The 23,749-nt window shown below is 44.6% G+C and carries 28 protein-coding genes and 1 tRNA gene; 17 read left to right on the top strand and 12 right to left on the bottom strand.

Features of this window, described 5'->3' with window-relative positions:
• Window positions 1-34: 34 nt before the first annotated feature.
• Window positions 35-346 carry a hypothetical protein gene (locus ACUN27_RS27185; protein WP_445559877.1) on the top strand — a complete coding sequence of 104 codons (312 nt, stop codon included), beginning with the start codon at window positions 35-37 and terminating at the stop codon, window positions 344-346.
• 28 nt (window positions 347-374) lie between these two features.
• Window positions 375-806, top strand: coding sequence for a hypothetical protein (locus ACUN27_RS27180; RefSeq protein ID WP_315954081.1), 432 nt, complete (start codon window positions 375-377; stop codon window positions 804-806).
• Here the strand turns inward: ACUN27_RS27180 and ACUN27_RS27175 are convergent.
• The gene (locus ACUN27_RS27175) at window positions 747-1,787 is read right to left on the bottom strand and encodes a YkvI family membrane protein (RefSeq protein WP_315954080.1); all 1,041 of its coding nucleotides are present in this window, start codon (window positions 1,785-1,787) and stop codon (window positions 747-749) included. The genes ACUN27_RS27180 and ACUN27_RS27175 overlap by 60 nt on opposite strands.
• Before the next feature lie 142 nt (window positions 1,788-1,929).
• Between ACUN27_RS27175 and ACUN27_RS27170 the strand changes: the two genes are divergently transcribed.
• The gene (locus ACUN27_RS27170; protein ID WP_315954079.1) at window positions 1,930-2,535 is read left to right on the top strand and encodes a DedA family protein; all 606 of its coding nucleotides are present in this window, start codon (window positions 1,930-1,932) and stop codon (window positions 2,533-2,535) included.
• Between the two features lie 65 nt (window positions 2,536-2,600).
• Here the strand turns inward: ACUN27_RS27170 and ACUN27_RS27165 are convergent, their stop codons facing one another.
• The gene (locus ACUN27_RS27165; protein ID WP_315954078.1) at window positions 2,601-3,329 is read right to left on the bottom strand and encodes a hypothetical protein; all 729 of its coding nucleotides are present in this window, start codon (window positions 3,327-3,329) and stop codon (window positions 2,601-2,603) included.
• Between the two features lie 262 nt (window positions 3,330-3,591).
• Between ACUN27_RS27165 and ACUN27_RS27160 the strand changes: the two genes are divergently transcribed.
• Both ACUN27_RS27160 and ACUN27_RS27155 read left to right on the top strand, forming a co-directional pair.
• Complete coding sequence (locus tag ACUN27_RS27160) at window positions 3,592-4,161, top strand: xanthine phosphoribosyltransferase (RefSeq protein WP_161409454.1); 570 nt, start codon at window positions 3,592-3,594, stop codon at window positions 4,159-4,161.
• Window positions 4,162-4,241: 80 nt separating this feature from the next.
• Entirely contained in the window at window positions 4,242-4,568 is a 327-nt protein-coding gene (locus ACUN27_RS27155; RefSeq protein ID WP_079413697.1) for a hypothetical protein, read from the top strand.
• An 82-nt stretch (window positions 4,569-4,650) separates the two neighbouring features.
• Here ACUN27_RS27155 and ACUN27_RS27150 read toward each other — a convergent pair whose 3' ends face one another.
• Window positions 4,651-4,968 carry a hypothetical protein gene (locus tag ACUN27_RS27150; RefSeq protein ID WP_315954077.1) on the bottom strand — a complete coding sequence of 106 codons (318 nt, stop codon included), beginning with the start codon at window positions 4,966-4,968 and terminating at the stop codon, window positions 4,651-4,653.
• A gap of 145 nt (window positions 4,969-5,113) precedes the next feature.
• Here ACUN27_RS27150 and ACUN27_RS27145 point away from each other — a divergent pair, with 145 nt between their 5' ends.
• Window positions 5,114-5,377, top strand: a complete 264-nt coding sequence (locus tag ACUN27_RS27145; RefSeq protein ID WP_157325741.1) for a hypothetical protein — start codon at window positions 5,114-5,116, stop codon at window positions 5,375-5,377.
• Entirely contained in the window at window positions 5,364-6,086 is a 723-nt protein-coding gene (locus ACUN27_RS27140; RefSeq protein WP_445559876.1) for an adenosylcobinamide amidohydrolase, read from the top strand. The genes ACUN27_RS27145 and ACUN27_RS27140 overlap by 14 nt, the downstream gene beginning before the upstream one ends.
• A 97-nt stretch (window positions 6,087-6,183) precedes the next feature.
• Here the strand turns inward: ACUN27_RS27140 and ACUN27_RS27135 are convergent, their stop codons facing one another.
• Complete coding sequence (locus ACUN27_RS27135) at window positions 6,184-6,363, bottom strand: hypothetical protein (protein ID WP_315954075.1); 180 nt, start codon at window positions 6,361-6,363, stop codon at window positions 6,184-6,186.
• Between the two features lie 122 nt (window positions 6,364-6,485).
• On the opposite strand from ACUN27_RS27135, the gene ACUN27_RS27130 reads away from it, so the two are divergent.
• The 3 genes from ACUN27_RS27130 (at window position 6,486) to ACUN27_RS27120 (ending at window position 8,274) form a co-directional block, all read left to right on the top strand.
• A tRNA-Leu gene (locus tag ACUN27_RS27130) sits at window positions 6,486-6,569 on the top strand.
• A 135-nt stretch (window positions 6,570-6,704) separates the two neighbouring features.
• Window positions 6,705-7,523 carry a DUF695 domain-containing protein gene (locus tag ACUN27_RS27125; protein ID WP_445559875.1) on the top strand — a complete coding sequence of 273 codons (819 nt, stop codon included), beginning with the start codon at window positions 6,705-6,707 and terminating at the stop codon, window positions 7,521-7,523.
• Window positions 7,524-7,620: 97 nt separating this feature from the next.
• On the top strand, window positions 7,621-8,274 hold the full coding sequence (locus ACUN27_RS27120) for a Bax inhibitor-1/YccA family protein (protein WP_326062034.1): 654 nt from the start codon (window positions 7,621-7,623) through the stop codon (window positions 8,272-8,274).
• 64 nt (window positions 8,275-8,338) lie between these two features.
• Here the strand turns inward: ACUN27_RS27120 and ACUN27_RS27115 are convergent, their stop codons facing one another.
• Complete coding sequence (locus ACUN27_RS27115; protein WP_326062033.1) at window positions 8,339-8,545, bottom strand: hypothetical protein; 207 nt, start codon at window positions 8,543-8,545, stop codon at window positions 8,339-8,341.
• A gap of 168 nt (window positions 8,546-8,713) precedes the next feature.
• Between ACUN27_RS27115 and ACUN27_RS27110 the strand changes: the two genes are divergently transcribed.
• Window positions 8,714-8,995 (top strand): hypothetical protein, encoded by a 282-nt coding sequence (locus ACUN27_RS27110; protein ID WP_157325733.1) that lies wholly within the window; start codon window positions 8,714-8,716, stop codon window positions 8,993-8,995.
• A 78-nt stretch (window positions 8,996-9,073) separates the two neighbouring features.
• Window positions 9,074-9,265 (top strand): YqzE family protein, encoded by a 192-nt coding sequence (locus tag ACUN27_RS27105; protein WP_315954071.1) that lies wholly within the window; start codon window positions 9,074-9,076, stop codon window positions 9,263-9,265.
• 66 nt (window positions 9,266-9,331) lie between these two features.
• Here ACUN27_RS27105 and ACUN27_RS27100 read toward each other — a convergent pair whose 3' ends face one another.
• The 3 genes from ACUN27_RS27100 to ACUN27_RS27090 form a co-directional block, all read right to left on the bottom strand.
• Window positions 9,332-10,297, bottom strand: coding sequence for a hypothetical protein (locus tag ACUN27_RS27100; protein ID WP_315954070.1), 966 nt, complete (start codon window positions 10,295-10,297; stop codon window positions 9,332-9,334).
• A 116-nt stretch (window positions 10,298-10,413) separates the two neighbouring features.
• Window positions 10,414-11,403 carry a YqhG family protein gene (locus tag ACUN27_RS27095; protein ID WP_445559874.1) on the bottom strand — a complete coding sequence of 330 codons (990 nt, stop codon included), beginning with the start codon at window positions 11,401-11,403 and terminating at the stop codon, window positions 10,414-10,416.
• The gene (locus tag ACUN27_RS27090) at window positions 11,400-13,190 is read right to left on the bottom strand and encodes a DEAD/DEAH box helicase (protein WP_315954068.1); all 1,791 of its coding nucleotides are present in this window, start codon (window positions 13,188-13,190) and stop codon (window positions 11,400-11,402) included. The genes ACUN27_RS27095 and ACUN27_RS27090 overlap by 4 nt, the downstream gene beginning before the upstream one ends.
• 258 nt (window positions 13,191-13,448) lie before the next feature.
• Here ACUN27_RS27090 and ACUN27_RS27085 point away from each other — a divergent pair, with 258 nt between their 5' ends.
• A complete protein-coding gene (locus tag ACUN27_RS27085) occupies window positions 13,449-14,288 on the top strand; it encodes a lipoate--protein ligase family protein (RefSeq protein ID WP_445560668.1) in 840 nt (279 codons plus the stop codon).
• A gap of 110 nt (window positions 14,289-14,398) precedes the next feature.
• Here the strand turns inward: ACUN27_RS27085 and ACUN27_RS27080 are convergent, their stop codons facing one another.
• The 3 genes from ACUN27_RS27080 to dat form a co-directional block, all read right to left on the bottom strand.
• Window positions 14,399-15,253, bottom strand: coding sequence for an IS3 family transposase (locus tag ACUN27_RS27080; protein ID WP_445560667.1), 855 nt, complete (start codon window positions 15,251-15,253; stop codon window positions 14,399-14,401).
• Window positions 15,254-15,264: 11 nt separating this feature from the next.
• Window positions 15,265-15,561, bottom strand: coding sequence for a transposase (locus ACUN27_RS27075; protein WP_326063633.1), 297 nt, complete (start codon window positions 15,559-15,561; stop codon window positions 15,265-15,267).
• 299 nt (window positions 15,562-15,860) lie between these two features.
• Window positions 15,861-16,688 carry a D-amino-acid transaminase gene (dat, locus tag ACUN27_RS27070; protein ID WP_445559873.1) on the bottom strand — a complete coding sequence of 276 codons (828 nt, stop codon included), beginning with the start codon at window positions 16,686-16,688 and terminating at the stop codon, window positions 15,861-15,863.
• A 322-nt stretch (window positions 16,689-17,010) separates the two neighbouring features.
• On the opposite strand from dat, the gene ACUN27_RS27065 reads away from it, so the two are divergent.
• Together ACUN27_RS27065 and ACUN27_RS27060 are read left to right on the top strand one after the other, a co-directional pair.
• Window positions 17,011-19,662 (top strand): adenosylcobalamin-dependent ribonucleoside-diphosphate reductase, encoded by a 2,652-nt coding sequence (locus ACUN27_RS27065; RefSeq protein ID WP_445559872.1) that lies wholly within the window; start codon window positions 17,011-17,013, stop codon window positions 19,660-19,662.
• Between the two features lie 337 nt (window positions 19,663-19,999).
• Entirely contained in the window at window positions 20,000-21,088 is a 1,089-nt protein-coding gene (locus ACUN27_RS27060) for a TniQ family protein (protein ID WP_445559871.1), read from the top strand.
• A 44-nt stretch (window positions 21,089-21,132) separates the two neighbouring features.
• Here the strand turns inward: ACUN27_RS27060 and ACUN27_RS27055 are convergent, their stop codons facing one another.
• Window positions 21,133-21,468 (bottom strand): helix-turn-helix domain-containing protein, encoded by a 336-nt coding sequence (locus ACUN27_RS27055; RefSeq protein ID WP_445559870.1) that lies wholly within the window; start codon window positions 21,466-21,468, stop codon window positions 21,133-21,135.
• 150 nt (window positions 21,469-21,618) lie between these two features.
• Between ACUN27_RS27055 and ACUN27_RS27050 the strand changes: the two genes are divergently transcribed.
• Together ACUN27_RS27050 and ACUN27_RS27045 are read left to right on the top strand one after the other, a co-directional pair.
• Complete coding sequence (locus tag ACUN27_RS27050) at window positions 21,619-21,945, top strand: hypothetical protein (RefSeq protein WP_445559869.1); 327 nt, start codon at window positions 21,619-21,621, stop codon at window positions 21,943-21,945.
• Complete coding sequence (locus ACUN27_RS27045; protein ID WP_445559868.1) at window positions 21,945-23,708, top strand: TniQ family protein; 1,764 nt, start codon at window positions 21,945-21,947, stop codon at window positions 23,706-23,708. The genes ACUN27_RS27050 and ACUN27_RS27045 overlap by 1 nt, the downstream gene beginning before the upstream one ends.
• The last annotated feature ends 41 nt before the right edge of the window (window positions 23,709-23,749 follow it).

The raw sequence follows: 23,749 nt of genomic DNA, 5'->3' as shown, positions 1-23,749 counted from the left end.
GCATGGCATGAGAACTGGTTCAACCTCATATAAGTTGAAGAAAAAAGCTGGAGGAATCAAAGTGGAGCCAGGAAGCGAGAAGAAGAAAGAACACCGTGAAATTACGTACCAGGTTGGTTGGAAAAAAGGGAAGATCGAGTGGAATGAAGGGGCAGCGGAGACCTTATCCGTTAAATCACTCAAATCTGCAGAAAGCCCGGAGGCGGCTGAAGTGAGGCGGCTTCAGCTCCTATGGAAACCAGCGATGAACCTCCCAAGCTGGATGCTGTTCCCCCTTCTTTATGCGCTCCCGGTTCTTTGCTTTGGTTTGACGCTTATCCTCATTTATGGTCTGCGGCATGGATAGTCGACAATTAAGAAGGGGGGACTAAGGCATGAATATGCTATTAGCGATAATTGGCGGGTTGTTAGGCCTTTTTGTAACGGGCGTCGCCATTTACACGGCTTGGATGATTCATCAGCTTTGGCGTCAGCAGGCGGCAGCGCCAAAAGCTTTGAGCCAAGTGGAGATTGCGGTGAGCTATTTTTCACGTTGGACGGTGATGGATTATACGGTGATCGGACTTTTTATCAGTGGTTTGCTGCTATTGTTAGCGCAACTTTTCGCGATCTTGCGCGATCAAACGGCGACGACGGCTGCTTTCCATTTTTCCTATTTGCTCACGGGTCTTATTTTATGTGCGATGGGGATGCTCTTGTTGATGGTTCGTTTGATTGTCGTTCTCGGCTTCGCTCAAACAGGAGCTCTACACCGTACGTTTACGGTTGCGCCAGATCATGAGCACGAGCCAGACAACACTAATTAAGCCGAATACAGGGTACAGAGCGGCAAGAAGTGTTTTGAAACCAATTTGGCTGACGAGATAACTAAGTCCTAAGATGCTTAGCAGCAGTAGCTTAGGGTTTAATTTGGTACGTTGCTGCAGCTGCAAAGACAAGCCATACGCGTCAGCGATAAATGTCGTGAAAATTTCTCCGTAAATCACGAGCAAATAGGCGATCTGAGGGGCTGAGCCCAGCCTGTTAATGATATTCCCCATGGGGATCTCATACTGTGCGATGCCTGGCATTTGCGCTGAAAGCGCATAGTGGGCGGAGAGGAGCAGCAGTCCAATGCCCGCCCCACCGATAAGTCCGCCCCAGTAAAGATCGGAGCGTTTCGTGATGGAAGATCCCATCGGCACCAGAACGGCTTGTGCCATGGCCAAATTGAAAGCTGTGTAGAGAAATGGGGCGAACCATATTTTACCAAGCGAATCATCTGTTGTGATCCTCAGCCAGTTTCCCGAAGACGGTGAATGCCACGTATAGACGACGATAACCACACTAAAAAGCAGCATGATAGGAACGACAATCGAGTTAACGGTCATAATGGCTCCAATTCCTCGCGATAATACGAGATAGGAGAGAACCAACGTGACCAAAAGTCCAGTCTGATAGGAAAGATGAAGCTGCTCCTCAAATACAGTGCCGCCACCGGCAAGCATGACGGTTGTGATTCCGAACAGCACGATCATCGTAAACAAGCTGATCCAATTTCCTATTTTCGGCCCAAAAATGACCCGGTTTAAATCCTCATAAGATGTGGCTTTCAATGTATGAGCCATGAGCATAAGTTTGATGCCAATCCAGATGAACAGGATGCTGGATAAAGCGATCGTCAATGAAGCTATCCATCCGTAACGCGTAAAAAATTGCAAAATCTCTTGTCCGGAAGCAAAACCTGCTCCAACGACAGTTCCAATATAGGTAAAGGCAATACGGACGATCTGTGATCCTTTTCGCATGGATTGCCCCGCTTTCTTTCGTTTGGTATAGTACAAGGTATGTTCACGAAGACAGTAGCATGACTGCAACTTGGGGCAAGCCCTGGTTTTTGATAAAATGGATAGGAACAGAAAGACGTAAGAAATTGGGAGTGTGTCTTTTGTGAAAGAAGCTCTTTATGATTTTATTGGACATTATGGCTATATTGCACTGTACATTTTGTTATCTGCCGGCATTGTTGGCGTACCTATACCCGATGAAACTTTGATGGCTTTCGTGGGCTCATTGACCGCGCCTGGAGGTCCTTTTGAGTATGGGACAACGTTAATTGTGATTTATGCAGGTACGATGACGGGGATGATTGTGAGTTATCTCATTGGCCACCGGGTGGGCAAGCCCTTCTTATACCGCTATGGAAAATGGTTCAAATTGACGCCGGACCGGATCGAAAGAGCGGAAGGTTGGTTTCATAAGTATGGGCTGTGGACCGTATTCTTCGGGTATTTTGTGCCGGGAGTCCGCCATTTCACCTGCTATTTGTCCGGGGTAAGCGGAGTGAAATTCTACAAATATATGCTTTACGCGGGGACAGGAGCGCTGCTGTGGTGTACAACCTTCTTGACCTTAGGCCATTTTATCGGCAGCAATTTGGATGGATTGTTCAATTTGATACATAAATATATGGGGGTCAGTTTCATTATTCTAGCGGTTGTGGCTGCGATAGGAGCGGTGATTTATTTCCGCTTTCGAAAAAGAAGAGCGATCTGAACACAAATAAAGACCATACTTATCATCCTATGGATGACGGTATGGTCTTCGGTTTTAGTGCGGTATTAACGATCTGCGAAAAGCTTGATCGATTGGATCGTGTTGGCATTCGGGTCGACATCGAGCTTCAGAAGCGTACCCTGTGATTTGTAAGAAAGCACATACGTTGTGTTGGAATCCGGTTTACCGAGAATGCTAATCGCATCCTCTACTTTCTGACCGAGGTGCAAGCCGCGTAGTCCTGGATCAATATCAGTGGAGTGTACATCCACGAATTCAAGGGCATCCTTGACATTAAAGCCAACGGAGAAATCGCCGAAATCGTAGACCTGAATCGCATCATCGTCTTCATCCATAACGAATTGTTTCTTGGCTTTGCCGAATCGGTCCAGCACCAGGTTTTTGCTCGTTCCAAGCTTTAAGCCCATTAGAGTCGGTTTCTCCTGCTGGTAAGCATCTTCAGCCTTCACCCGCGGTTTTGTCGTTGGCTTGGCGCTTGCAGAGCTCTGAGGTAGATCCGATAAGTCCGTTTTGTTCGTGTTTGCAACTTGCGCTTCATGCTTGGCTATCGTATCCTCCGGTGCCAAGGAAGCAGCTGGAGTTTCTACAGCCAGCACGGCAGGCGTGCTGGCCGGGGTTGTGCTTGGATTCTGCTTCTGAACATGAACCGATGGATCTATAGTAGGCTGAGCGGAAGGAGCAGATGACTCTTGGCAGCCAGCTACGATAAGCAAGGAAAATGCAACAGGCACAAAGCCAAGCATGACGGGTCTCATCGCATTGTTCATCATCATCTTTCCTTTCTGCCGAATAGTTGTCTTAAAATAATATTACTAATCATACTGCGTTCGGGTTGTCAATCTCAATGGATCTTGCTGCCTAAATGTGAGCATTTCTAAAACAAATCTGAAAAAGTTAAACCCTATATGATTATAGACACCTATTCAGCAATAAAAGTTTCACTTCCACGAGCAATATTCGCAAATTGGGACTTGAAACCTACTTCATCATTATGGTAACTTACTCATAATAGACAGGATTAAGGGGGCCAGTATCATGGAATTGTTAAAGCAGCGGATCCAAGAAGTCGGTGTCGTTGTATCGGATAAAGTACTTAAGCTGGATGCCATTCTTAATCATCAGGTGGATCCGGTTTTGACCATGGAGATGGGACGGGAGTTTGCAAGACTTTTCAGAGACACCAAGCCGGACAAGGTGTTAACCGTAGAGTCCTCTGGTATTCCAATTGCCTTTACAACAGCATTGCATCTTGAGATCCCTATGATTTTCGCACGCCGCAAGAAGACATTAACGATGGATCAAGATACGTACAGCGAGCGTGTGCCTTCTTTTACCAAAGGCATTGTGACCGACATTATGGTTTCCTCGCATTTGCTGCATAAGGGTGAACGTGTGCTGCTTATTGATGATTTTATTGCAAATGGGGACGCGGCTCGCGGCTTAATTCGCATTATTGAGAAAGCGGAGGCTGAACTCGTCGGTGTCGGCATTGCGGTGGAGAAATCGTTCCAATCCGGCGGCAGTTCGATTAGAGAACGCGGCATTCGGGTGGAATCGTTAGCAAGAATTGCCTCGCTAGAGAACGGGCAAATCACTTTTGACTGATTTTACATCTAGTCTTTGACTTCCCTGATTGCCAATTATCCATTATAATGGTTACAAGGTAAGAGAGGAGGCTGACATCTATGGGTATCGAAAATGGTTCCATTGAATATTTCATGACTAAGCTTGGGGAAGCCAAAACACATTTTGAACGTGCTCTTGATTGTAAGCATACAGAATTTGATGATCTATATCCGTATATGATCGAACATCCTCAATTTTTCTGGTACAAACGCTATGTCGCTTGGTCTGAGTTGTTAACGATCGTCAAGCTCTGCACAGAGCTGACTATTGAATGGGAACAGCAATTTTCCGCAGCGCAAGTGGAATATATTCAGAAGCGTGTCATGTCAAGCAAGGTCCTTGATTTCTGGTTTGAAACGAATGATTCCAAGGAACATGTAAGCTAATGTAAATTCAAGAGGCCAATGGATCCGTTATGGATTCGTTGGCCTTTTTTCATTCCATAGGCAGTCTTCCGGAGAGATCTCGTTAGACACCATTTTTTAGTATGTTCATACTTTCAATATGCCTTTTGGTTTGTTCATTCCCTAATCGGTGCAAGGTGCGATACACTTCCGTCAAATAATAATCATATTCTTGATTGGTCTCATTGGAGTAATAAACCGACCAAGGGAGCCAAGAGGTCGCATAGCTGGCTTGGGACGTGTTATCTGTTTCCTCAAAGAGCTCCTGCAATTGATCAAATTCCTCCTCAGTAGCGGAAATCTCAAATTCATAATTGAGCGCGGTGCTGTCTTCCAATACTTCACCTGTCCCGACATTCACGTAATACGTTTTTTTGTCCAATATAAAAACCCCCAAGGTTATAATGGCGTTCTATTTCTTCGTCATGATTAAGTTAACCCTGATCTAATGGATTTATGTAAAGTTTCAACTAGACAGGAATTGGTGTATGCTTAAGGTGTAAACTGCATGGTTGGAGGTATGAGAAATGATAACAGAAGATCAATTGGATCTTTATCGTGTTGAAAGCACATTGCTTCGCGTGATTCGCGATGTTAGCCCAAGGAATGATGTCCGCGGCATTGTTGTCGCTTGGGATGATGATAGTGTTTTAATCCGCAAAAAAAATCGCAGAGTGGTCAAGCTCGCACGCAGCTATGTGTATCAGCCTTATGAAGCTGAACGGCCACCGGAATATATGCTTCCGCAAGAATTGATTGAACCGGATGATGCTGCGGATGAATCAGAATAAGGTTCCCATCACGGGCATCCAGATGGATTTGGTGAATTCCGAATACGGCAGTTACGTGCTAATTCGTAGCGATAGTCCGATGCGTACGTTGAATTCTTCGCCATGGGGCGGAGGATTCGGGATGCATGGATCGTTGATGAACAGGCAGGTACACAAGCTATATAACGAGGCTGATCCCCTTCGCGAGATGGATGATTTCATCCAACGGGAAGGGTTGAATCCTCAAGAGACGGCTGGTATGCTAACTGCAGCTTGGGTGAAGGATGTTGGGTACAGCACGCTAACGTGGACGCAAGATGGCGCAGAGGATACCGAGAACGAGACGAATCCACTGCACGTTTGTGCGTGGGTCACCGTAGGGCTCGGGAACAAGGCTAGGGCTGGCGCCGAGGTGCCTGCTGCCTCACTTTATCCCGGTACGATAAATACCATTGTCGTTATCGATGGGCAATTAACGGATGCCGCGATGGTCAACGCGGTGATTACCGCGACGGAAGCCAAGGCGGCTGCGCTTCAAGCTTTAGGCGTTGAAGTGGACGGACATCCGGCCACTGGAACGACCACGGACGCGGTGCTTATCGCCACGACATGCCGCGGCCGCTTGTACAGCTATGCGGGCACGGCTACAGCGCTGGGAAACATGATTGGAAGAACCGTGTACGAGGCTATCTTGGCATCGGGACAGTTGTATGAGAAAACGCCCTACTGATCCGTGAGGATACAGTGGGGCGTTTGTTTTGTATGTCCACATCGGTGCTTGCCGGAGGCACATCCAGCGATGAATAACATTGTTATGCCACGCCTATCTACGGTTTGCGGAAAACGCCGAAGGCGAGCCCGGCAGGATACACATCAACGCCATCCGGATCTTCGTCTTCATTTTTGAAATTGGGATCATGTACGATGCCTTCAGCTTCACCTTCTGTGAGATGTCGCTGATTGCCTGTGTATTTGGGTTCGAGAGCTTTGATTTCTTCCTCATCCATTCGTCATCCCTCCTTTGGGAATAGGTTTAGGAGCGGGGTTTGTATTTATGCATGGATTGTAAAAGTTTCGTTGACGAGCTTTCGAGTCCCATGTTATATTTATTTTTGTCACCACATCATTTGCGATCATGGCGGAATTGGCAGACGCGCACGGTTCAGGTCCGTGTGGGCTTACCCCCGTGGAGGTTCGAGTCCTCTTGATCGCATCAACCGTAACAACCCTTTCAGATTCTGAAGGGGTTGTTTTTTATTTCCTAGGAAATCATGCACAGACGGGTAGGCAGCTAGGCCTAAGACTTATATAATAAATATTATCTTGAAAGGAAATAGGGGGTCATCCTATGGAAGAAGATTGGAATTTGTTCGAACGCATCCGGGATCGGGAGCAGGTTCTAGTCTTTATGAACACTGCTTTGAAGCAGAAAGCTCCTTTCATAGGATATGGACAAAGAATTACAATTGTATTTAATATGTATAGCTTGTGGGACCTCTCGGACAGCTCAACGCAGAAGGCGCAGCAAGCCTTTTATGAGCTCGAAGACAAGCTTATTTCGCGGATGAAAGATCAGGGATATGCCCTCTATGCCGGGCGCATTTCTTCAAATAATAAAATGGAAATGTACTTTTACGCCAAGGATGACTGGGATTGGGAGCGGGAAATGAAACGGATACTGGCGGATTTTCCTAACTTCCGTTATTATTTCTCGATGAATTTGGACGCAGACTGGAGCTTCTACCTGGAAGAAATGGCGCCTTCACCCTTGGAAGAGCAGTGGATGCGCAATGCCAAGATCGCCTATGCGCTGAAGTGTCGGGGAGACAATCTGGAGAAAGCTAGGGAAGTTCAGCATTGGCTGCATTTTCCGGATTCAACCCGGATGGATGCGATGAAAAGCAAAGTGGGCGCACTTGGCTACAGGGTCATTGTCTCCGAATTTGATACGACACGTCAGGTGGAGCCATACGTGCTTCACCTGAGCAAATTACACACGCTGGATGTTCCGACCGTCAATGCGATTACCAAAGAATTGTTCGTTCTGGCCGCAGAAGTCGGCGGAACTTATGACGGCTGGGGGACGCGACTTATCCTGAGATTTCCTGCGAAACTTCGTGCGCATTTGAAACGTATATTCCTTAAGATGATCTCCGCCTTCAAATAGTGCCTAATGTCCAGGCGTATAGCGGTTTTCATGAAGTTTAGGTATAATGCATAGTATAGATTGTACATGTTTTCTAACAAAAGGAGTTGACAGTTTCATGGATAGAACGGTCACGGTTTCTCATTCAGGCAGTTTTGCTCATGTGCTTCAAACATTTGCCATCTCCCTCTTGGTTTCCTTTCTGGGGACACTGATTGGCGCTATGGTCGTTCCGCCTTCGATGATTATGCTTTTCGTCATTGCAGAAGTGGCCATGCTGGTGGCAGCCATCGTCATTCGGATTCGCGGCAAAAATATCGGATATGGTTTTCTTTATGCCTTTACGGCGATTTCCGGTGTAACCCTATATCCGGTTATTATGGCTTACGGGGGTATGCTCGGAGCTAACGTGGTATCGGGCGCATTCTTCGCGACAGCGGCGATTTTTGGCGGACTAGCCTTCTATGCGCACCGCTCACAACGTGATTTCAGCTTCCTCGGCGGCTTTTTGTTCGCTGGAACGATTGGCCTTGTCTTGATGAGTGTCATTGGCATGTTTGTTAACTTTGGTTCGATGACGAACTTGATTTGGTCGATGCTCGGCATTCTGATTTTCAGCGGTTGGGTGCTGTATGATGTGGCTCAATACCGCAATGGCGTATCGGCCGAAGAGGTTCCGCTCGCTGCACTTAATATTTATTTGGATTTCATCAATCTCTTCTTGTACATCTTGCGCTTTTTGGCTTCCATTGTTGGAGTTAGCCGGGACTAAGAGATAGAAATGGCTAGGAAAAAAGCACTTTCGACACCCGCTAGCGGGAATCGAAGGTGCTTTTTTAGTTTTGAAAATATGGGACATCCCCGCGAAAACATCGATTCACTTCCAGCAGGGTATGGAGAAGTAAAATGAGCTCAGCATGGCTTAGCTGAACTGTAGAGAATGTATCTTCCTGTTCGTGGTCACGAAGCCTCAATTCCAGCATGTGGTTGGATTTATCCATGTGGATGTTGAGCTGTTCAGTTAGGAGCATCTCTTCCCACATTCGATGCACCCCTTTCTCTCTAGTTACTTTAATATATGCAGCAGGGACGAGGTTAGAAGCGTGTTTGAAGGCTAGCAGCGCCGGACTGATTTTTTTGAAACAAGCACGATTTAAGCCCTCACTTCATACAATTTAGTGATCCTATATGGGGAGAGAGGAGATTGACCTATGGCGGCTTGCAATGCTTGGACGTATAGAGGGATTTCGTCTTCGGTGTTTCGTTCGTTACAACAAGTGGGCAAAAAACAAGGCTTCACCATTCCCAATGCTGCATCGGGTAAATTCATGATTACCGTGGTAGGCATGAACGTTGGTTTCCAATACGCTTGGGATATGAACGCACAGACCTTGCTGCTGCAGTGCGATAACAAACCGATGCTGCTCGGCTGTAGCACGATTAAGACATTTGCGGATAAAATTATTTCGGAGAGCGGCGGAAGAGTCAGTTGAATCCATGTCTTCCACCTGCCTTACCGTTTAAGTCCGGGGCTCTCTGGTTACAATAGGGAGAAAAAGGCAGGTGGGCGTATGGCCAAAAGTGATGACTTGGTCAAGTACATAACACAGCAGGTCGTGACGTTTATAGACACGCCAAGAGATGTTCGCCAACAAGCAAAAGCGATGCATAAAGAACAGCGGGAGCATTGGCAGACACGTTGGTTCGGCATGCTGCCCTTGGCAGCCCGGATGTTATTTGACCAGTTTAAACCCAAAAAATAAAAAGTCACAAAAAAAGGGCTGCCCGATAAGTAGAAACGTCTACTTGACGGAGAGTCCTTTTTCATTTTAATAAATATGCCCCATTTCCAAAGCGGTAGGCAGTTGAATGTATCTTGGTCCTTCGTGATCCAGAACCAGATAAGGTAACCCATCCTGCCATGCTTGATAGCCTAATACGGCCAGTGGCAGAGTAACCTGACCATCGTATAACGCTGTCACAAAGGTAAGATGTTGATCGGAGGCAAGAGCGCTTTGGAGTTCACTCAGACCAGCCACAGGAAGCGGTGAGCCGACAATCCATGGCATCCTTTCATAAGGATCAAAGGCTGGATGCATGATGGTGCTTGCTTCTTTTAATTCTGTTGTCGTCATCCGTGTGCTATCATCGGTCACAAGCTTGGGGGTCGGGTCTTCTTTAATAGGGAGTACCTCGCCTGACTTGGCATCCACATAGTACAATTGATTGTCAAGCTTGATTCTCCAAACAGCGGTTAAGCCGTCCATATATAAGCGGTCTTTGGCGATCGTTTCATTGGCGATAAAATCTGAATAAGTAATTGTTGCCGGAATGAGTTCTTGCTGTACCAACGAACGATACAGCGTGGTCAAACTGAAAAGTGGATGCTTGCCTGTCCCGTATTCCATTAATCGGAAGGAGCCATTTTCTACAGACTGTACGATCATATAACCGACTTCCTCGCCATGATCCGTGAGAATCACGACCCAGCCATGTGTCCCTGGACCAAGTGGGTAACTGTTCCAAACTGCTGATTGCCAGTTGTGGAATCCTTCTTCGCGAGCGAGCGCCATCCTCCACTTATCAACCGTAGCTGTTAAAGTAGATTCGCTTCGCAGATCCGGCACTGGCTTTGCAGTTTCAGCTAATTGACTGCTGATCGCTGCGGGTTGTCCTACCGATTGCACGAGGCTTGTCCGATCTGGATTATCGCCCGCTGAGCTTTGGGAGGGTATGAATAAGAGACTGCCAATACATATGAAGCAAGTTGCTGTCCATGCAGTCCACAGCTTCATCCGCGTTCACCTGCCTATCGCTAACTTCTCATTTGTATGAATCTATTGTAATTCTTATGCTATAAAAAGATTGTTAGAACCTGCAGCGTTAATTTGCGAGGTTTTAGCGACTATCGTCAGTTCCTAGGCGATCGCCCGGCGGTTAAATGAAACAATCCGCAATTGATGACAGAAACGGCGATGCGCGGCTTATGCTGCCAGTCGATTTCTCTGAGGCGGTTGCGGCATTGCGTTTCGATTTCATCCCTTTTATCCGGCTCTGCGTTTAGCAAAAGGCCGTTGTAGTAGGATTCGACACGGTCAATCTCGCTGCGGTGCTGCTCATTCGCCTCGTCCGCCCATCTATGGTCATAGGCGCTTATTTTACGTTCAAGCGTCGTTTCCAGCAGGTTCACGGCTTTGGTCAGCGATATCGTATCCGGCAAAATATGACTATTCGCCGGAAGCTTAGGAGAAAGACCTTTGGTCAACAGATGCTTATGAAAATTCTCGCGAATCTCGCCGTTGTTCAATTGGATGGCAAGGGAGTGGATTTCACTTCGTTTCCGGTCGCAGGCGAGTTCAACCTTGTAATTGATGCAAAACCACGTATCATACACGAGCGCAGCGTGATAGGTGGCTCCCGTAGGAAATGGCTCCTCAAACAGATGCACGAATTTCCCGCGTTCCCGAACGATAGAGAACATTTGCTCCAATCGTCTGCTGCCAAAAGTGACATCATCCTGCGGAACACGCGCTGTGATTGTCGTCGGAACGAAGCCGAAATAACGCCCCAGAATGCTGTCGGAGGAGCCGTCAGGCGCTTGTTCCTGGTTCGGTGCGGCTGGCGCGCCTGCATTAGGCGGACTCTTCACAGCCGTCGGTGCTGCCTTGGACTTGGCATCGAGCCTCATTTGTTCCGGATCGAATACGAATTTATAGGTCATGGTTTCAGCAGGCGTCCCGGTTCGCTCGACGAAGCTCCAATAATAAGGTCGGCCCGTCATTTCCCGATCTGCTTCCGGAGACAGCTTGGCTGTGACGTAAGATGGGCTTTTCTCTAGAATGGTGCAATCATAAGCTTCAAGAAACCGCATGACAAAGGTATGAACGTTTCGTTTGTTCATGGTCTGACCTCACCGCTTTGCGCGCCGCCTACGGCATCAAGGATATGTTGAAACTCAGTTCCATACACGGGATTGTGTTCGATTTCTTCTTTGATTTCGGTAAAAGAATGACCCAGCTCGTCGATTTTCCTGCGAATATCCTCGCGTGACCCTGCTTCCATCACCATGCGGAATAACGAGGTTTCAAGAGATCCCTTCTTCTCGATTTTCTCCAAAATCGTATCGAGCTGCCCGATAACCATCTCAAACATATTGATTTTCTCATGCAGCAAAGAGAGGATGTGCTCTTCAATCGTATTGTTTGTCGATAGATTATAGATGTTCACATCATGCGTCTGGCCAAGTCGATGCACACGGCCAATCCGTTGTTCCACGCGCATCGGGTTCCACGGCAGGTCAAAATTAATCATGTTATGGCAAAATTGCAGATTAATTCCCTCGCCGCCAGCTTCCGTGGCAACAAGCACTTGTACGCGATTGCGGAATAAATCCATCATCCAATCTTTTTTGCCACGGTTCATGCCGCCGCGATAGGGGACCGCTGTAATTTTATGTTCTTTCAAGTAGTTGAGCAGATACTCCTGGGAAGCGCGATACTCCGTGAAAATGATGACTTTATCATTAATCTCTTGAACGAGCTTCATGGTGGTTTCCGCTTTGCTATTCGATTTGATGCTGCGGATCAGCTCGACAAGCTCCCATATTTTGGCGCGTACAGGCGAATCTTCCGCTGTTTTTTTGAACAAATTCACGAGCGTAATGAAGACGGCATCCCTGGAGGAGCAGACCTCGCGCTGGAGGGTGATGAGCGAAAGCATGCTGTTTAAATCGCCGGAGCTCTCTGCATACCGCGTTCGGACGAAATTGGTGACGCCGTCATAGAGCGCCTGCTCGTCTGGTGAAAGCGTCAGCGGGATATTTTTCACCACCCGCTTGGTGTAATGAACACCGCCGTCGCCACGACGATTTCGGATCATCACCTTGGACAGCTCCTGCTGCAGCTGAATCTCATTTTTCGGGATCCTTTTGCCGACAACAAAATTGGACTTAAAGGAGCTGTGAACACCGAGTTGACCGGGCTTGAGCAGGGTGATGAGATTATAAAGCTCTTTCAAATCATTTTGAACCGGTGTGGCGGTGAGCAGCAGGCAATATTTTTTGCGCAGCTCATTGACGAAGGTGTAGTTGGTCGTTTTTTTATTTTTTAATTTATGAGCTTCATCGACAATCAGCATGTCGTATTCCAGACCCATCACGATTTCCCGGTGAGGATCGCGTTTGGCGGTATCCATGGAGGCCACGATGATGTCACTTTGCTGCCACATGTACGCTTTTTTATGGGCGATGGCAGGTATGCCGAATTTGGTGTTTAATTCTCGAACCCATTGCAGGACAAGGGATGCCGGCACCAGAATAAGGGTTTTGCGGACTAACCCGCGGATCATGTATTCTTTTAAAATCAACCCAGCCTCAATCGTTTTCCCGAGTCCCACCTCATCGGCCAAGATGGCTCGACCGCGCATTTCATTAAGTACTCGCTTCGCTGTCTCTATCTGATGAGCCATAGGCTCAAGCTGCCCCAGATGAGGAAGGCACTGCATTTCATCAAACGTAGAAATAAGCCCCGACTCTTCCGATTCGTAGGCGAGCTGGTACAAAGTCCAATCGTCCCACGGCCCTCCTCCGCGCACACGATGATCCAGCTCAGTAAACCAGTCCCTCTCAAAGTGCATGTCCAACCGATGATGAATGGGGCGAATGTTCTCTTGCTGTTCATGTTGACGCATCGTTGTGCCCTCCTAAGAGTTTTCATAAGAAAACTGACTTCGTGAACCTAAGCTTGTATGAAGCACGGGCGCTAAACGCCGAATACGTGTTAGTATGTCCATAAGAGGCGCTTTCATAACTTTTTCCATGGTAAAACAGATGAGGGGATCAGGGCGGGAGCTTGGAGAGGGAGAGGAATCGTAACTTAAGGCGGTTATGTGGTATGATAGAGGTTGTCTTTTGACAAGCATGGTTGGAAAGAAAGGGTGAATATTTCGATGACGGCATGGCGATTTATACATACGGGAGATCGTTCTCCTGCTGAAAATATGGCTTTAGATGAAGCGATTTTGACCGCTCATAGCGAGGGAATCGTCCCTCCTACGGTGCGTTTTTATGGATGGAATCCAGCAACCCTGTCGATCGGTTATTTCCAAAAAGCAGCCGAGGTCGATCAGGAGGCCGTGGCCAATGAAGGGATTGGTTTCGTACGCCGCCCAACAGGAGGCAGAGCGGTTCTGCATGACAAGGAGCTGACCTACAGCATTATTGTAGCCGAGGATTATCCGGGCATTCCCCGAAATGTGACGGATGCTTACCGCGTCTTGAGCGAGGGGCTGCTGCAAGGTTTCCGTGCGTTAGGACTTAACGCTGAAATGGTGCAGCTTGCAAGCGATGAGGAGAAAGAGAAATATGCATCGGCAGGCTCAGCCGCTTGTTTCGATTCTCCATCCTGGTATGAGCTCGTGGTTGAGGGGCGTAAAGTCGCCGGCAGCGCGCAGGTACGGCAAAAGAACGTCGTGCTGCAGCACGGCTCGATTCTGCTGGATATGGATACGGATCAACTGTTCCGTATGCTGCGTTTCTCTAATGAGAAGGTGGCAGAGCGGATGAAGACGAGTTTTTCGAAAAAAGCGGTGGCGATTAACGAGCTGCTGCGGGCACAGGAGAAAGAGGCCGTTACCTTGGGTCAAGTTGAAGAAGCGTTCCGACGTGAAATTGGTCTCGGTCTAGGTGTGAAGCTGGTTGAGGACTCGTTGACACCGTTTGAGATCGAATTGACCAATCGTCTTGTGCAAGAGAAGTATGGGACGGATGAGTGGAACTTGCGGCGATAATGGTGAGGCGTATGGTTTACTAAGCTTGGGTAGCTGAACCAGTAGGATAGGGGGAAATAGGGGAACTACAGGACCTCTGTCAAGAAAGTAAACACATCATTAAGTGACGATCACGCAGTTTCTGAAAAGGTCGCCGCAAACTGAACAGGCGAAACATAGCCGAGGGAGCTATGAACTCGTTTGCGGTTATAGAAGAATTCAATATACCGAAAAATGGCTTCGTATGCCTGGTGCTTGGTTTTGAATTTCGTGCAATAAATAAGTTCTTTCTTTAAAATGCTGTGGAACGACTCTATGCAGGCATTGTCGTAGCAGTTCCCTTTGCGGCTCATGCTGGCTTGCATAGAGTATGAAGCTAGCTTTTCTCTGTATTCTTTAGAGGCATACTGTGATCCACGATCGGTATGATGAATAAGTCCCTTAGCTGGCTTTTTAGCTTGATGAGCGGCTTCTAGAGCGCTCAGAGTGAGCTCTGTTGTCATCCGATCATGAAGTCGCCAGCCTACAATTTCTTTGGTGCACAAGTCCAAAACACTTGCTAGATACAGCCGGCCTTCTCGACACGGGATATACGTAATGTCTGCCACCCAGACCTTCTCAGGCTTATCGGTTGCAAACTTTTGATTAAGTACATTTGGGGCAATCGGGAGGCTGTGATTAGAATCTGTCGTTTGCACTCTAAATTTGCGAGATACGCAGGAACGTAAACCTAGCTCTTTCATGTAAACACTGACGGTACGCTCTGAGATGGCTAAGCCCTCTTTCCACAGCATACGAGTAATTTTGGGGCTGCCATAGCGTTCCCCGGAATCATGAAAGTGATAAACAATTCGCTTCAGTAGCGCTGTTTTATGCAATTCCTGCTCGCTTGGTAGCGCCTGTTGCCACTTGTAGAAACCGCTCCTCGATACCTGCATGACCCTGCACATCTTCGCCACCTGAAACTCAGAGCGATGATCTTCGATGAACTGGAACCTTAGTTCCTTTCTTTGCTGAAGATGTGCAGCGCCTTTTTTAGGATCGCTAGTTCTTCCTGCAGATCCTGCTTCTCCCGCTCAGAGGCCTGCAGGCGTTTCTCAATGTCCCGAAGTTTCTCTGGGTTACCTACAGGCTCGTTTTCAAAGGAACGATATTTTGTCATCCAATTCTTTAATGTTCCAGCGGGGATGTTCATTTCCTCTGCGATTTCCGGTAATGTCTTTGTTTGTTCTTGAACGTATTTTACTGCTTGTTTCTTAAAATCTTCATTATATCGTTGGCGTTGCTCTCCCATGGGCGGACACCCTCCTATTCGTTAAGTCTATTATTGGGGTCACTTAACGATGTGTCCACTTCTAATTCTAGCCCCATACAGGACGCTATTTAGGGGTAAAGTAGTTGTCGGGGGACTTGAACGGAACTCCAGGGTCTTATTTCTGGAAAATGCGGGCATATTCGTATGAAAGCTCCGAAATAACGGCCTGGAGTTCCCTTCCGTCGCTACACACGGTGGATTTCGCTGAAATAGCGCCCTGGCGTTCCTCGTGTGAGGATTTAAAAAACCTAAGGCAGATGCCTTAGGTTTTTTGCTGATTACGAGAACGTGCGAACAAACTCCTCTTGCAGCTTGCGGGTATATGCCCCTGGCGTGCCGGCTCCAATCGTGAGGCCATCCACTTCCAGAATTGGCGTTATTTCTACCGTTGTTCCTGTAATAAAGGCTTCGTCAGCCGCCATAAGCTGTTTCGTCGTAAAAGCCTCTTCTTTAACCGGTATTTCCAAAACTCCAGCTAAACGCAATACGACTGCTCGGGTGATACCGTGCAAAATCAAATGATTCGCAGGATGCGTATAAAGCACGCCATCCTTGATCATCATCAGGTTAGATGCGCTGCACTCCGTCACCGTACCTTCTCGATGCAGTACAACCTCCTGCACGCCGTGATCGAGCGCTGCTTGCTTGGCCATGACGTTGGGCAGCAGATTGAGCGTTTTGAGATCGCATCTTAACCAGCGAATATCGGCAAACGTAATAGCTTTAATCCCGTTATGTATGGTTGCCGTTGGTCTAGGGACTTCCGTGCAATAGGCCAGCATGATCGGTTCTGCCTGAGTCGGAAACGGATGCGCGCGTGGAGCTTCCCCTCGGGTGATTTGCAGATATAAGGTGCCTTCGATCAGCTTATTTTTGTCCACCAGCTCTGTGAGAATTTGACCGATTTTTTCGATGGTAAAAGGGAGGGTAAGCCGCACCTCGCTGGCGGTTCTTTGAAGCCTCTGCATATGGGCGTCCTGCTCATACAGTTGGCCCTGATAGACACGGAAAACTTCATAAATACCGTCTCCGAAATAATAACCGCGATCATCGGGCGAGAGCTGAATATCCTCTTTATTCATAAATTCATTTTTATAAAAATACATGTCTCTAACCTCTCCTTAGGAAAAATAAATAACGAACAAATGTTCTAAAGTTGAGCGAATTGTGGTATCCTAAATACAGGTTAGCAGAGGAATCCGCTATCGTCAAAAGCAACGAACCGCCAGCTCGCTTTCTATAAAATAAAGAGAGATTTCGAGGAAATTCTAGCTAAAGCGATATTTACTTGTTTTATTAAACAAAATTGGTCCTTTGGCCATTCGAAGGTCCATATCTAGTGTTGTATAATGGATTTCTCACACCAGATATTGTAATTTTCAATTTAGTTGGAGCTGAAACTGTAGCTTATTGGGAGGGCATTTATCAATGGGGATTTCGCAATCAGGTAAGAGGCTGGAAGGGTTAAGCGAGAAAATATTTTTGGATCGCTATGCGCTTAAGAATGCGGATACGAGCTTTGCTAAAGTGGGAGACACCGTACTCGTATTGACGAAGGATGATCCCAAATTCCCAGCCAAAGAAGTAGGCGAAATTATTAGCCGTGAAGGCGACATCGTGCAAGTAAGAACACGCAGTGGCGAGACAGTCAAATCTGCAGTTGAGAAGCTTACATTAAACATAGAAAAGACACCGGAAGAAATGTGGGATCGTTTGGCCGGAGCCATGGCATCCGTGGAAACGACACCCGAGAAACGCAAGGAATGGACGGAGAAATTCAGATATATTTTGGATGATTGGAAACTTGTTCCAGGCGGACGAATTGCAGCAGGAGCGGATGCAAGCGACGAGTTAACGTTGTTCAACTGTTATGTGATCCCATCTCCTCACGATAGCCGTGGCGGCATTATGAGCACACTTTCAGAAATGACGGAAATCATGTCACGCGGCGGTGGTGTGGGAATCAATCTGTCTTCCCTTCGACCACGTCGTTCCGTTGTCAAAGGAGTTAACGGCTCTTCGAGCGGTGCTGTATCATGGGGCGGCTTGTTCAGCTATACAACAGGTCTGATTGAGCAAGGCGGAAGCCGTCGTGGCGCACTCATGCTGATGATCAATGACTGGCATCCTGATCTGGAAGATTTCATTACGGTGAAGTCAACGATGGGACAAATCACCAATGCCAATTTATCCGTTTGCGTAAGCAATGGATTTATGAAGGCCGTGAAGGAAGATTTGGAGTGGGAACTCGTTTTCCCAGATACGACGGATCCTGAATATAACGAGAAATGGGACGGCAATTTGGAAGCTTGGAAACAACTTGGCAAAGCCGTCAAGCCTTACCGCACAGTAAGAGCTCGTGAGGTGTGGCACACGATTATTGAGTCCGCTTGGAAATCGGCTGAGCCTGGTGTTGTGTTCATGGAATACTACAACCAAATGTCGAATAGCTGGTATTTCAATCCGATTATTTGTACGAATCCGTGTGGGGAGCAGGGGCTTCCGGCTTGGGGAGTTTGCAACTTGTCGGCGATTAACTTATCCAAATTTTATGATGCAGAGAAACATGATGTCGATTGGGCGGATCTGGCTACGGTTGTTCGCTACTCGACGCGTTTCCTTGATAATGTCATTGACAAAACGCCTTATCATTTTGAAGAAAACCGTGAGAATCAACAGAAGGAACGCCGCGTAGGCTTAGGATCAATGGGCTTGGCGGAACTCATGATTAAGTTGAAAATTCGTTACGGTAGTCCGGAATCCTTAGTGTTTTTGGACAAAATCTACGGCTTCATGGCAAGAGAAGCTTATCTGGCATCAGCGGAAATCGCCTCTGAAAAAGGATCTTTCCAAGCGTTTGTTGCAGATAAGTTCCTGGAAAGCGGCTTTATGAAAAATATGACCAAGGTATTCCCGGAAGTTGGCGAAGCCATTAAGAACAGCGGAATGCGCAACGTAACGGTCATCACGCAGGCTCCAACGGGAAGCACAGGGACGATGGTTGGCACTTCGACGGGGATTGAGCCGTATTTTGCCTTTGAATATTTCCGTCAAAGCCGTCTGGGCTTTGATAAACAATATGTGCCGATTGCTCAAGAATGGAAAGACGCTAATCCGAATCAGGAATTGCCGGATTACTTTGTAACTTCCATGACCTTAACGGCTGAAGATCATATTCGAGCACAAGCAGCGATCCAGAAATGGGTTGACAGCTCGATCTCCAAAACAGCGAATTGCCCATCCGATTTCACAGTTGAAGAGACCAAACGGTTGTATGAATTGGCTTTTGATTTGGGTTGTAAAGGCGTTACCATCTACCGTGATGGAAGCCGTGATGTGCAAGTTCTTAGCACAAGTTCAGACAAGAAAGAGGAGAAGAAAGTTGAGAAGGCAGAAGCAGCACCTGTTGCTGTAGCTGCGGAAGCTGTGAAAGAAGAAGCCAGCTTAACGAATCTTTCAGGCAAGCTTGCGGTTAATGTTGACGCCAAAACAGAGCAAGTTTTCGATAAGCAATATAAGCGCCGTCCGCAAATTCTGCGAGGCGCAACCTATAAAGTGAATACTCCATTCGGCATGGCGTATATTACGATTAATGATATGAACGGAACGCCGAGTGAAATATTCCTCAACGTGGGGAAAGCCGGATCAGACGTTTTTGCGATGTCTGAAGCACTAGGCCGCGTGTGCTCGTTGTTCTTGCGTTACGGCGACCATGGGGACAAAGTGAAGCTGCTCGTGAAGCACTTGAAAGGCATTGGCGGCTCCGGCGCCATTGGATTTGGCACGAACCGTGTCGAGTCGATCGCTGACGCGGTTGCCAAAGCGCTCGAGCAGCACGACGAAGTGATGAACGAGCAAGACGACGCGCGGAACTACGTGACCGCGACGAGTGAAGTGCTGGATGCGCCAGCTCCGGCACCGGTGGCTGCTGTTAGCGGGCACACCGCACATAGCGCGCATGGCAGCAACGCTGCTAGCGCCGCGACGAAGGACTTGTGCCCGTCTTGCGGTTCCGCTTCGCTGATTAACAGCGAAGGGTGTAAGAATTGCGCGAACTGTGGCTACAGTCGCTGCTCATAAGAGGACCAGGGGCGGGAGCCCCTGGTTTTTTTTGTCAAATTCCATAATTAATTAGAATTGTTCCATATTTCTTTGGACGGATTGTTCCATAATTCATGAGAAATACAACTTCATGCATGAATATACAACATTGCCGAGGCTGATTTCAAATGGTCTTGGCATTTTTATTCCAAACTCCATATTGATGGACTGTTTTCGAAATTATTCTTAAGAAGTTAATTGAATACAATACTCAGTTTATTAATAATCAAAAGAATTGTACATTTGCAGGCATTTAGAATCATATAAGAAGATTTGAGTGGTTTGTTCTTGATTTGATTAAGAAGGGAATGCAAAAATGAAACCATTTAAAAATCAAATAACAATGTATGAGGATGAATCTGTTGAGGGATTTGTATTTAGATTAGCGCACATTAATTACATACCTACAAATTTTATGAGAATTGAAAAGTTAAAAAGAAAATTCGATAAAGAGCAAATATCAATATATTTTAAGGCAATCGAAACTTTATCAGAAGCTAAAATAGTTGAAGAGAATTTATTGCACGAATGGAGTAAGGATTATTTTACACTTCCTGATTGGAACAGGGGACAATATTCACGATTTTGTCCAGAATGTTTATTAAATAGAGCGTACCATCGTATGAATTGGGGATTATCATTCACAACACATTGTAAAATACATCAAGTATATCTACTAGAAAACTGTATATGTTGCAATAAAAGGATTAATATTCAAGAAATAGTTAGCGACCAATGTTTCGTATGTAAAAAAGAATTAACTAATTTTATTGCTAGTAGTATTTTAGAAGTTCAAAATTATTTGAATCTTGATGAATATTACGCCACTTCATTTTATTCAATCTTCCTGACATATAAAGAGTATTTAAAGTTCTTTAGAAGAGTAGTTTATATTTTGGGGACGAGATATTTGAAATTATCTATTTGGGAAAAAGAAAAGTATTATTTTAGAAACAATGGTTATTTAGAAGATATAACTCAACTGTGCGAATTGAACAAGATTGTTTATTCTATTTTTGAAGCCTGGCCCTCTGAAGCTGTAAATTTCTTAATTAAAAATTGTGATATTGGGATAGGTTATTATTGGCTAGAAAACGAACTTTTTTATATAATAAGCAAATTAAAAAATGAAAATTTAAGGAAAATGTTAAGAAACTCTATTCATCGCGACTATGGATGGATTAATTCCGATAAGTCAATTCTTGAAAGGTTAATAGGACATGAAGAACGTGAGTTTGATCGAATGTATGTGCGAGTTTCAGATTTGAAATTTGTTATGCCAAAACATAAATTCTATGAGTTAGAATTGAATCTAAATGAATTTGAAGTTAAACAACATTCATGGACGAAAAGGTTGTATTTATTAAAATCGAGTTTTAAAAATAAATATTTGTTATCATTGTAAATCGTTTAAAAAATAAAGGCGACCGTTAATGGTCGCCTTTATTTTTATTCATACATTTCCAGTAGAATGTTCTTTACTTTTTTTACTTCGCTGGATTTTAAAGATAGTAGTAAATTTACAATTTGCTCCAAATCATCTGATTTATCTTTAGTTCGACTTTTTTGCCTAGTATATTCAAATAAGTCATACAATCCAACGTTCAGTGCTGTCGCAATTTTAGAGAGATTTAGAACTGAGATGTTTTTCTCAGCACGTTCTACTCCACCAATATATGTATAGTGAAAATCAGCTAACTCTCCTAATTGTTCTTGTGAGAACCCTCTTTGCTTACGTAAATCACGTATTCGTTCACCAATTAATTTTAAAGTAGGATCTGACATTGTCTAACACCTCTAATTGAAGTGTAGTCAAGATGCAAGAAGTCAAACATGCGTGCAATCGTATTATAACAATTAAAATACTATCTATTTGTATTAAAATGCCAGTTTTTGGTGATATTAATAGTAGTAAATTAATAGGAGGTGTTAATTGTGGAAACATTATTTGATTTATTTCCACTGGAGAGAGCTGAGATTACTAACAAAGGGTTGTTTTTCAATGGAAATTGGTATTCGTGCAGCATCGCAATTAAAGAGCAGTGGTTCATATTTAAAGAGGTAATGTCTAGAGAGACTCCTATTTATGTAGACAGAAATGATAATGAGTATATTTTAGTTGTGTTAACCGATGGTAGTCTTACAATTGCATATAGAATAAAAGATGGAATAGGGATGAGTGAGCAAAATATACTTACTTATCAAGAAAAGATAAGAGATCTAAAGCAGCAATTGAAAAATCGGAAAAGAGTAAGAAAATGATGGGAAATTCTAATCGAGTAAAGTATTTAAAAAACCAACTAGATATTTATCCAGATGAGAGTATTTCAGGTTATCTTTTCAGATTGTCTCAGTGTAATCATTATCATAATATTAATTATTTATCTAAATACCTTTGTTTATCATTTTACCAAGCGCAAAATAATCAATTCACTCGAGAATCTCTAAGTAAACTTAATGACTTGAATGGCTGCCTTGTAAATTTTGGGTTAAACAATGGATTTGAATTAGAAGAACGTATTGGGTCAGATTTATATACTAAAATATTGATGAGAAATAAAGTAAAGTACTGCCCGCTGTGCATTCAGGATAAATATTATCACCGAACAATCTGGATGTTGGTCCCTTGTCATTTATGTATTGAGCATAAAGTGAAATTGGTGGATCAATGCCCTAACTGTGATTACTTTATAAGTATGGCGGCATTTATTGATCAAAAATGTGCTAAATGCTCTTTTGAATTCATTGATACAGAATCAATAGTAATAGAGAATAATATTTTCGTAGAGTCACAAATACAATTATCCAAAGGATTTCGGAATGATAATTTCATGATAATGAAGAATTGCAATTTTGTTGAATTTATTAAATTAGCTTTCCATAGCTTTCACTTACTTAATGGTGCCCCTGATTATATCTCTCTAACATTAGAGGAACTGTCAATATTTCATAATCGTTCCAATGGTGAAAAGAGTGGATTTATGCTAGCTATTGCTACAGCAAATGTGTATTGGATGTATAATGAATTCCCAAATCATTTCTTACTTGTTTTAGATAATTTCATAACACGTAATCGTGGACAAGTAAATTATGAAAAATTAAAAGCATTTGATGAACTCTTTGACACTAAGGATTTTTTATGGATCCAAGAAGCTTACAACGCATATTTCATTAATCAAATAGATAAAGGAAAAATAAGAAGGGATTTTTCAACTTTTAAGAAGAATCCACATTTACTATTAAAAAGAACGAATGTGCGGAGAGAAGAGGTTAGACAACTCACAGGGATAGCTTATGAAAAGCTTGACGAACTAAGTAATTATCAGGAGTTGAAGCTTGAAAAAATTTTATCTAATGGGATATCAAGGTATTTAGTCGAGATAGCAACCCTGGATAACTATTTAAACGAAAAGGAGTCACTAATTACAAGAAAGGAAGTTGGATTAGTATTAGGGATAAATTCATACTCAGTTAATAGTGTGGTTAGTGCTGGCTATTTAACACCAATTCAAATTGCAAAGTCGCGGAATAAACAGTTTCAATTAGATGAAGTGAAAAAGTTAATGGAGAGGTGTAGTGGTCAAATTGTAACAAGGCTGAACCCTAACTTTATTAAATTTCATGATGTACTAATCAAATTTTCTACATGTTCGCTAACAATAGTTGATATTATTTCTTTTACGCTATCGCGGCAACTCAAGCCCTTAAGATTTCTACCTAAGGGGACTATTGCAGACAATTATTATGATGAAAATGAGATTAAGACCTGTCTGGAAATAGTTAAAACAAATAAACAAGAAGAAAAAGGTTATTATTTTCAAGATGTTATGAAAAAATTAAAAATTGGAGAAAAGAGGTTATGGAGGGTAATAAAAGAAAATGACATTGCTGCGGATTACACTTTACATATGAAAGATGGTAGAAAAAGATATTATTTTAAAGAAGATACAATTTCAAAAATTCAGCATTGTTTAAGCAACAAGGGTAATGAAATAAAATTAAAAAGAAAGATTGGTGATAAATGAGACTAGAAGGAATAATTAAATTTATCCAGGAAGGTTCATAT

The sequence above is a fragment of the Paenibacillus sp. WC2504 genome, from assembly GCF_052682475.1.
The sequence above is the reverse complement of the archived record's forward strand: the minus strand, read 5'-3'. Positions and strand labels throughout refer to the sequence as shown.

Bases quoted from the DNA above. Each gene is read 5' to 3' on its own strand.
- ACUN27_RS27180 (WP_315954081.1), top strand. From the start codon at position 375: ATGAATATGCTATTAGCGATAATTGGCGGGTTGTTAGGCCTTTTTGTA.
- ACUN27_RS27175 (WP_315954080.1), bottom strand. From the start codon at position 1,787: ATGCGAAAAGGATCACAGATCGTCCGTATTGCCTTTACCTATATTGGA.
- ACUN27_RS27165 (WP_315954078.1), bottom strand. From the start codon at position 3,329: ATGATGATGAACAATGCGATGAGACCCGTCATGCTTGGCTTTGTGCCT.
- ACUN27_RS27160 (WP_161409454.1), top strand. From the start codon at position 3,592: ATGGAATTGTTAAAGCAGCGGATCCAAGAAGTCGGTGTCGTTGTATCG.
- ACUN27_RS27155 (WP_079413697.1), top strand. From the start codon at position 4,242: ATGGGTATCGAAAATGGTTCCATTGAATATTTCATGACTAAGCTTGGG.
- ACUN27_RS27145 (WP_157325741.1), top strand. From the start codon at position 5,114: ATGATAACAGAAGATCAATTGGATCTTTATCGTGTTGAAAGCACATTG.
- ACUN27_RS27140 (WP_445559876.1), top strand. From the start codon at position 5,364: ATGAATCAGAATAAGGTTCCCATCACGGGCATCCAGATGGATTTGGTG.
- ACUN27_RS27135 (WP_315954075.1), bottom strand. From the start codon at position 6,363: ATGGATGAGGAAGAAATCAAAGCTCTCGAACCCAAATACACAGGCAAT.
- ACUN27_RS27125 (WP_445559875.1), top strand. From the start codon at position 6,705: ATGGAAGAAGATTGGAATTTGTTCGAACGCATCCGGGATCGGGAGCAG.
- ACUN27_RS27120 (WP_326062034.1), top strand. From the start codon at position 7,621: ATGGATAGAACGGTCACGGTTTCTCATTCAGGCAGTTTTGCTCATGTG.
- ACUN27_RS27115 (WP_326062033.1), bottom strand. From the start codon at position 8,545: ATGTGGGAAGAGATGCTCCTAACTGAACAGCTCAACATCCACATGGAT.
- ACUN27_RS27110 (WP_157325733.1), top strand. From the start codon at position 8,714: ATGGCGGCTTGCAATGCTTGGACGTATAGAGGGATTTCGTCTTCGGTG.
- ACUN27_RS27105 (WP_315954071.1), top strand. From the start codon at position 9,074: ATGGCCAAAAGTGATGACTTGGTCAAGTACATAACACAGCAGGTCGTG.
- ACUN27_RS27100 (WP_315954070.1), bottom strand. From the start codon at position 10,297: ATGAAGCTGTGGACTGCATGGACAGCAACTTGCTTCATATGTATTGGC.
- ACUN27_RS27095 (WP_445559874.1), bottom strand. From the start codon at position 11,403: ATGAACAAACGAAACGTTCATACCTTTGTCATGCGGTTTCTTGAAGCT.
- ACUN27_RS27090 (WP_315954068.1), bottom strand. From the start codon at position 13,190: ATGCGTCAACATGAACAGCAAGAGAACATTCGCCCCATTCATCATCGG.
- ACUN27_RS27085 (WP_445560668.1), top strand. From the start codon at position 13,449: ATGACGGCATGGCGATTTATACATACGGGAGATCGTTCTCCTGCTGAA.
- ACUN27_RS27075 (WP_326063633.1), bottom strand. From the start codon at position 15,561: ATGGGAGAGCAACGCCAACGATATAATGAAGATTTTAAGAAACAAGCA.
- dat (WP_445559873.1), bottom strand. From the start codon at position 16,688: ATGTATTTTTATAAAAATGAATTTATGAATAAAGAGGATATTCAGCTC.
- ACUN27_RS27065 (WP_445559872.1), top strand. From the start codon at position 17,011: ATGGGGATTTCGCAATCAGGTAAGAGGCTGGAAGGGTTAAGCGAGAAA.
- ACUN27_RS27060 (WP_445559871.1), top strand. From the start codon at position 20,000: ATGAAACCATTTAAAAATCAAATAACAATGTATGAGGATGAATCTGTT.
- ACUN27_RS27055 (WP_445559870.1), bottom strand. From the start codon at position 21,468: ATGTCAGATCCTACTTTAAAATTAATTGGTGAACGAATACGTGATTTA.
- ACUN27_RS27045 (WP_445559868.1), top strand. From the start codon at position 21,945: ATGGGAAATTCTAATCGAGTAAAGTATTTAAAAAACCAACTAGATATT.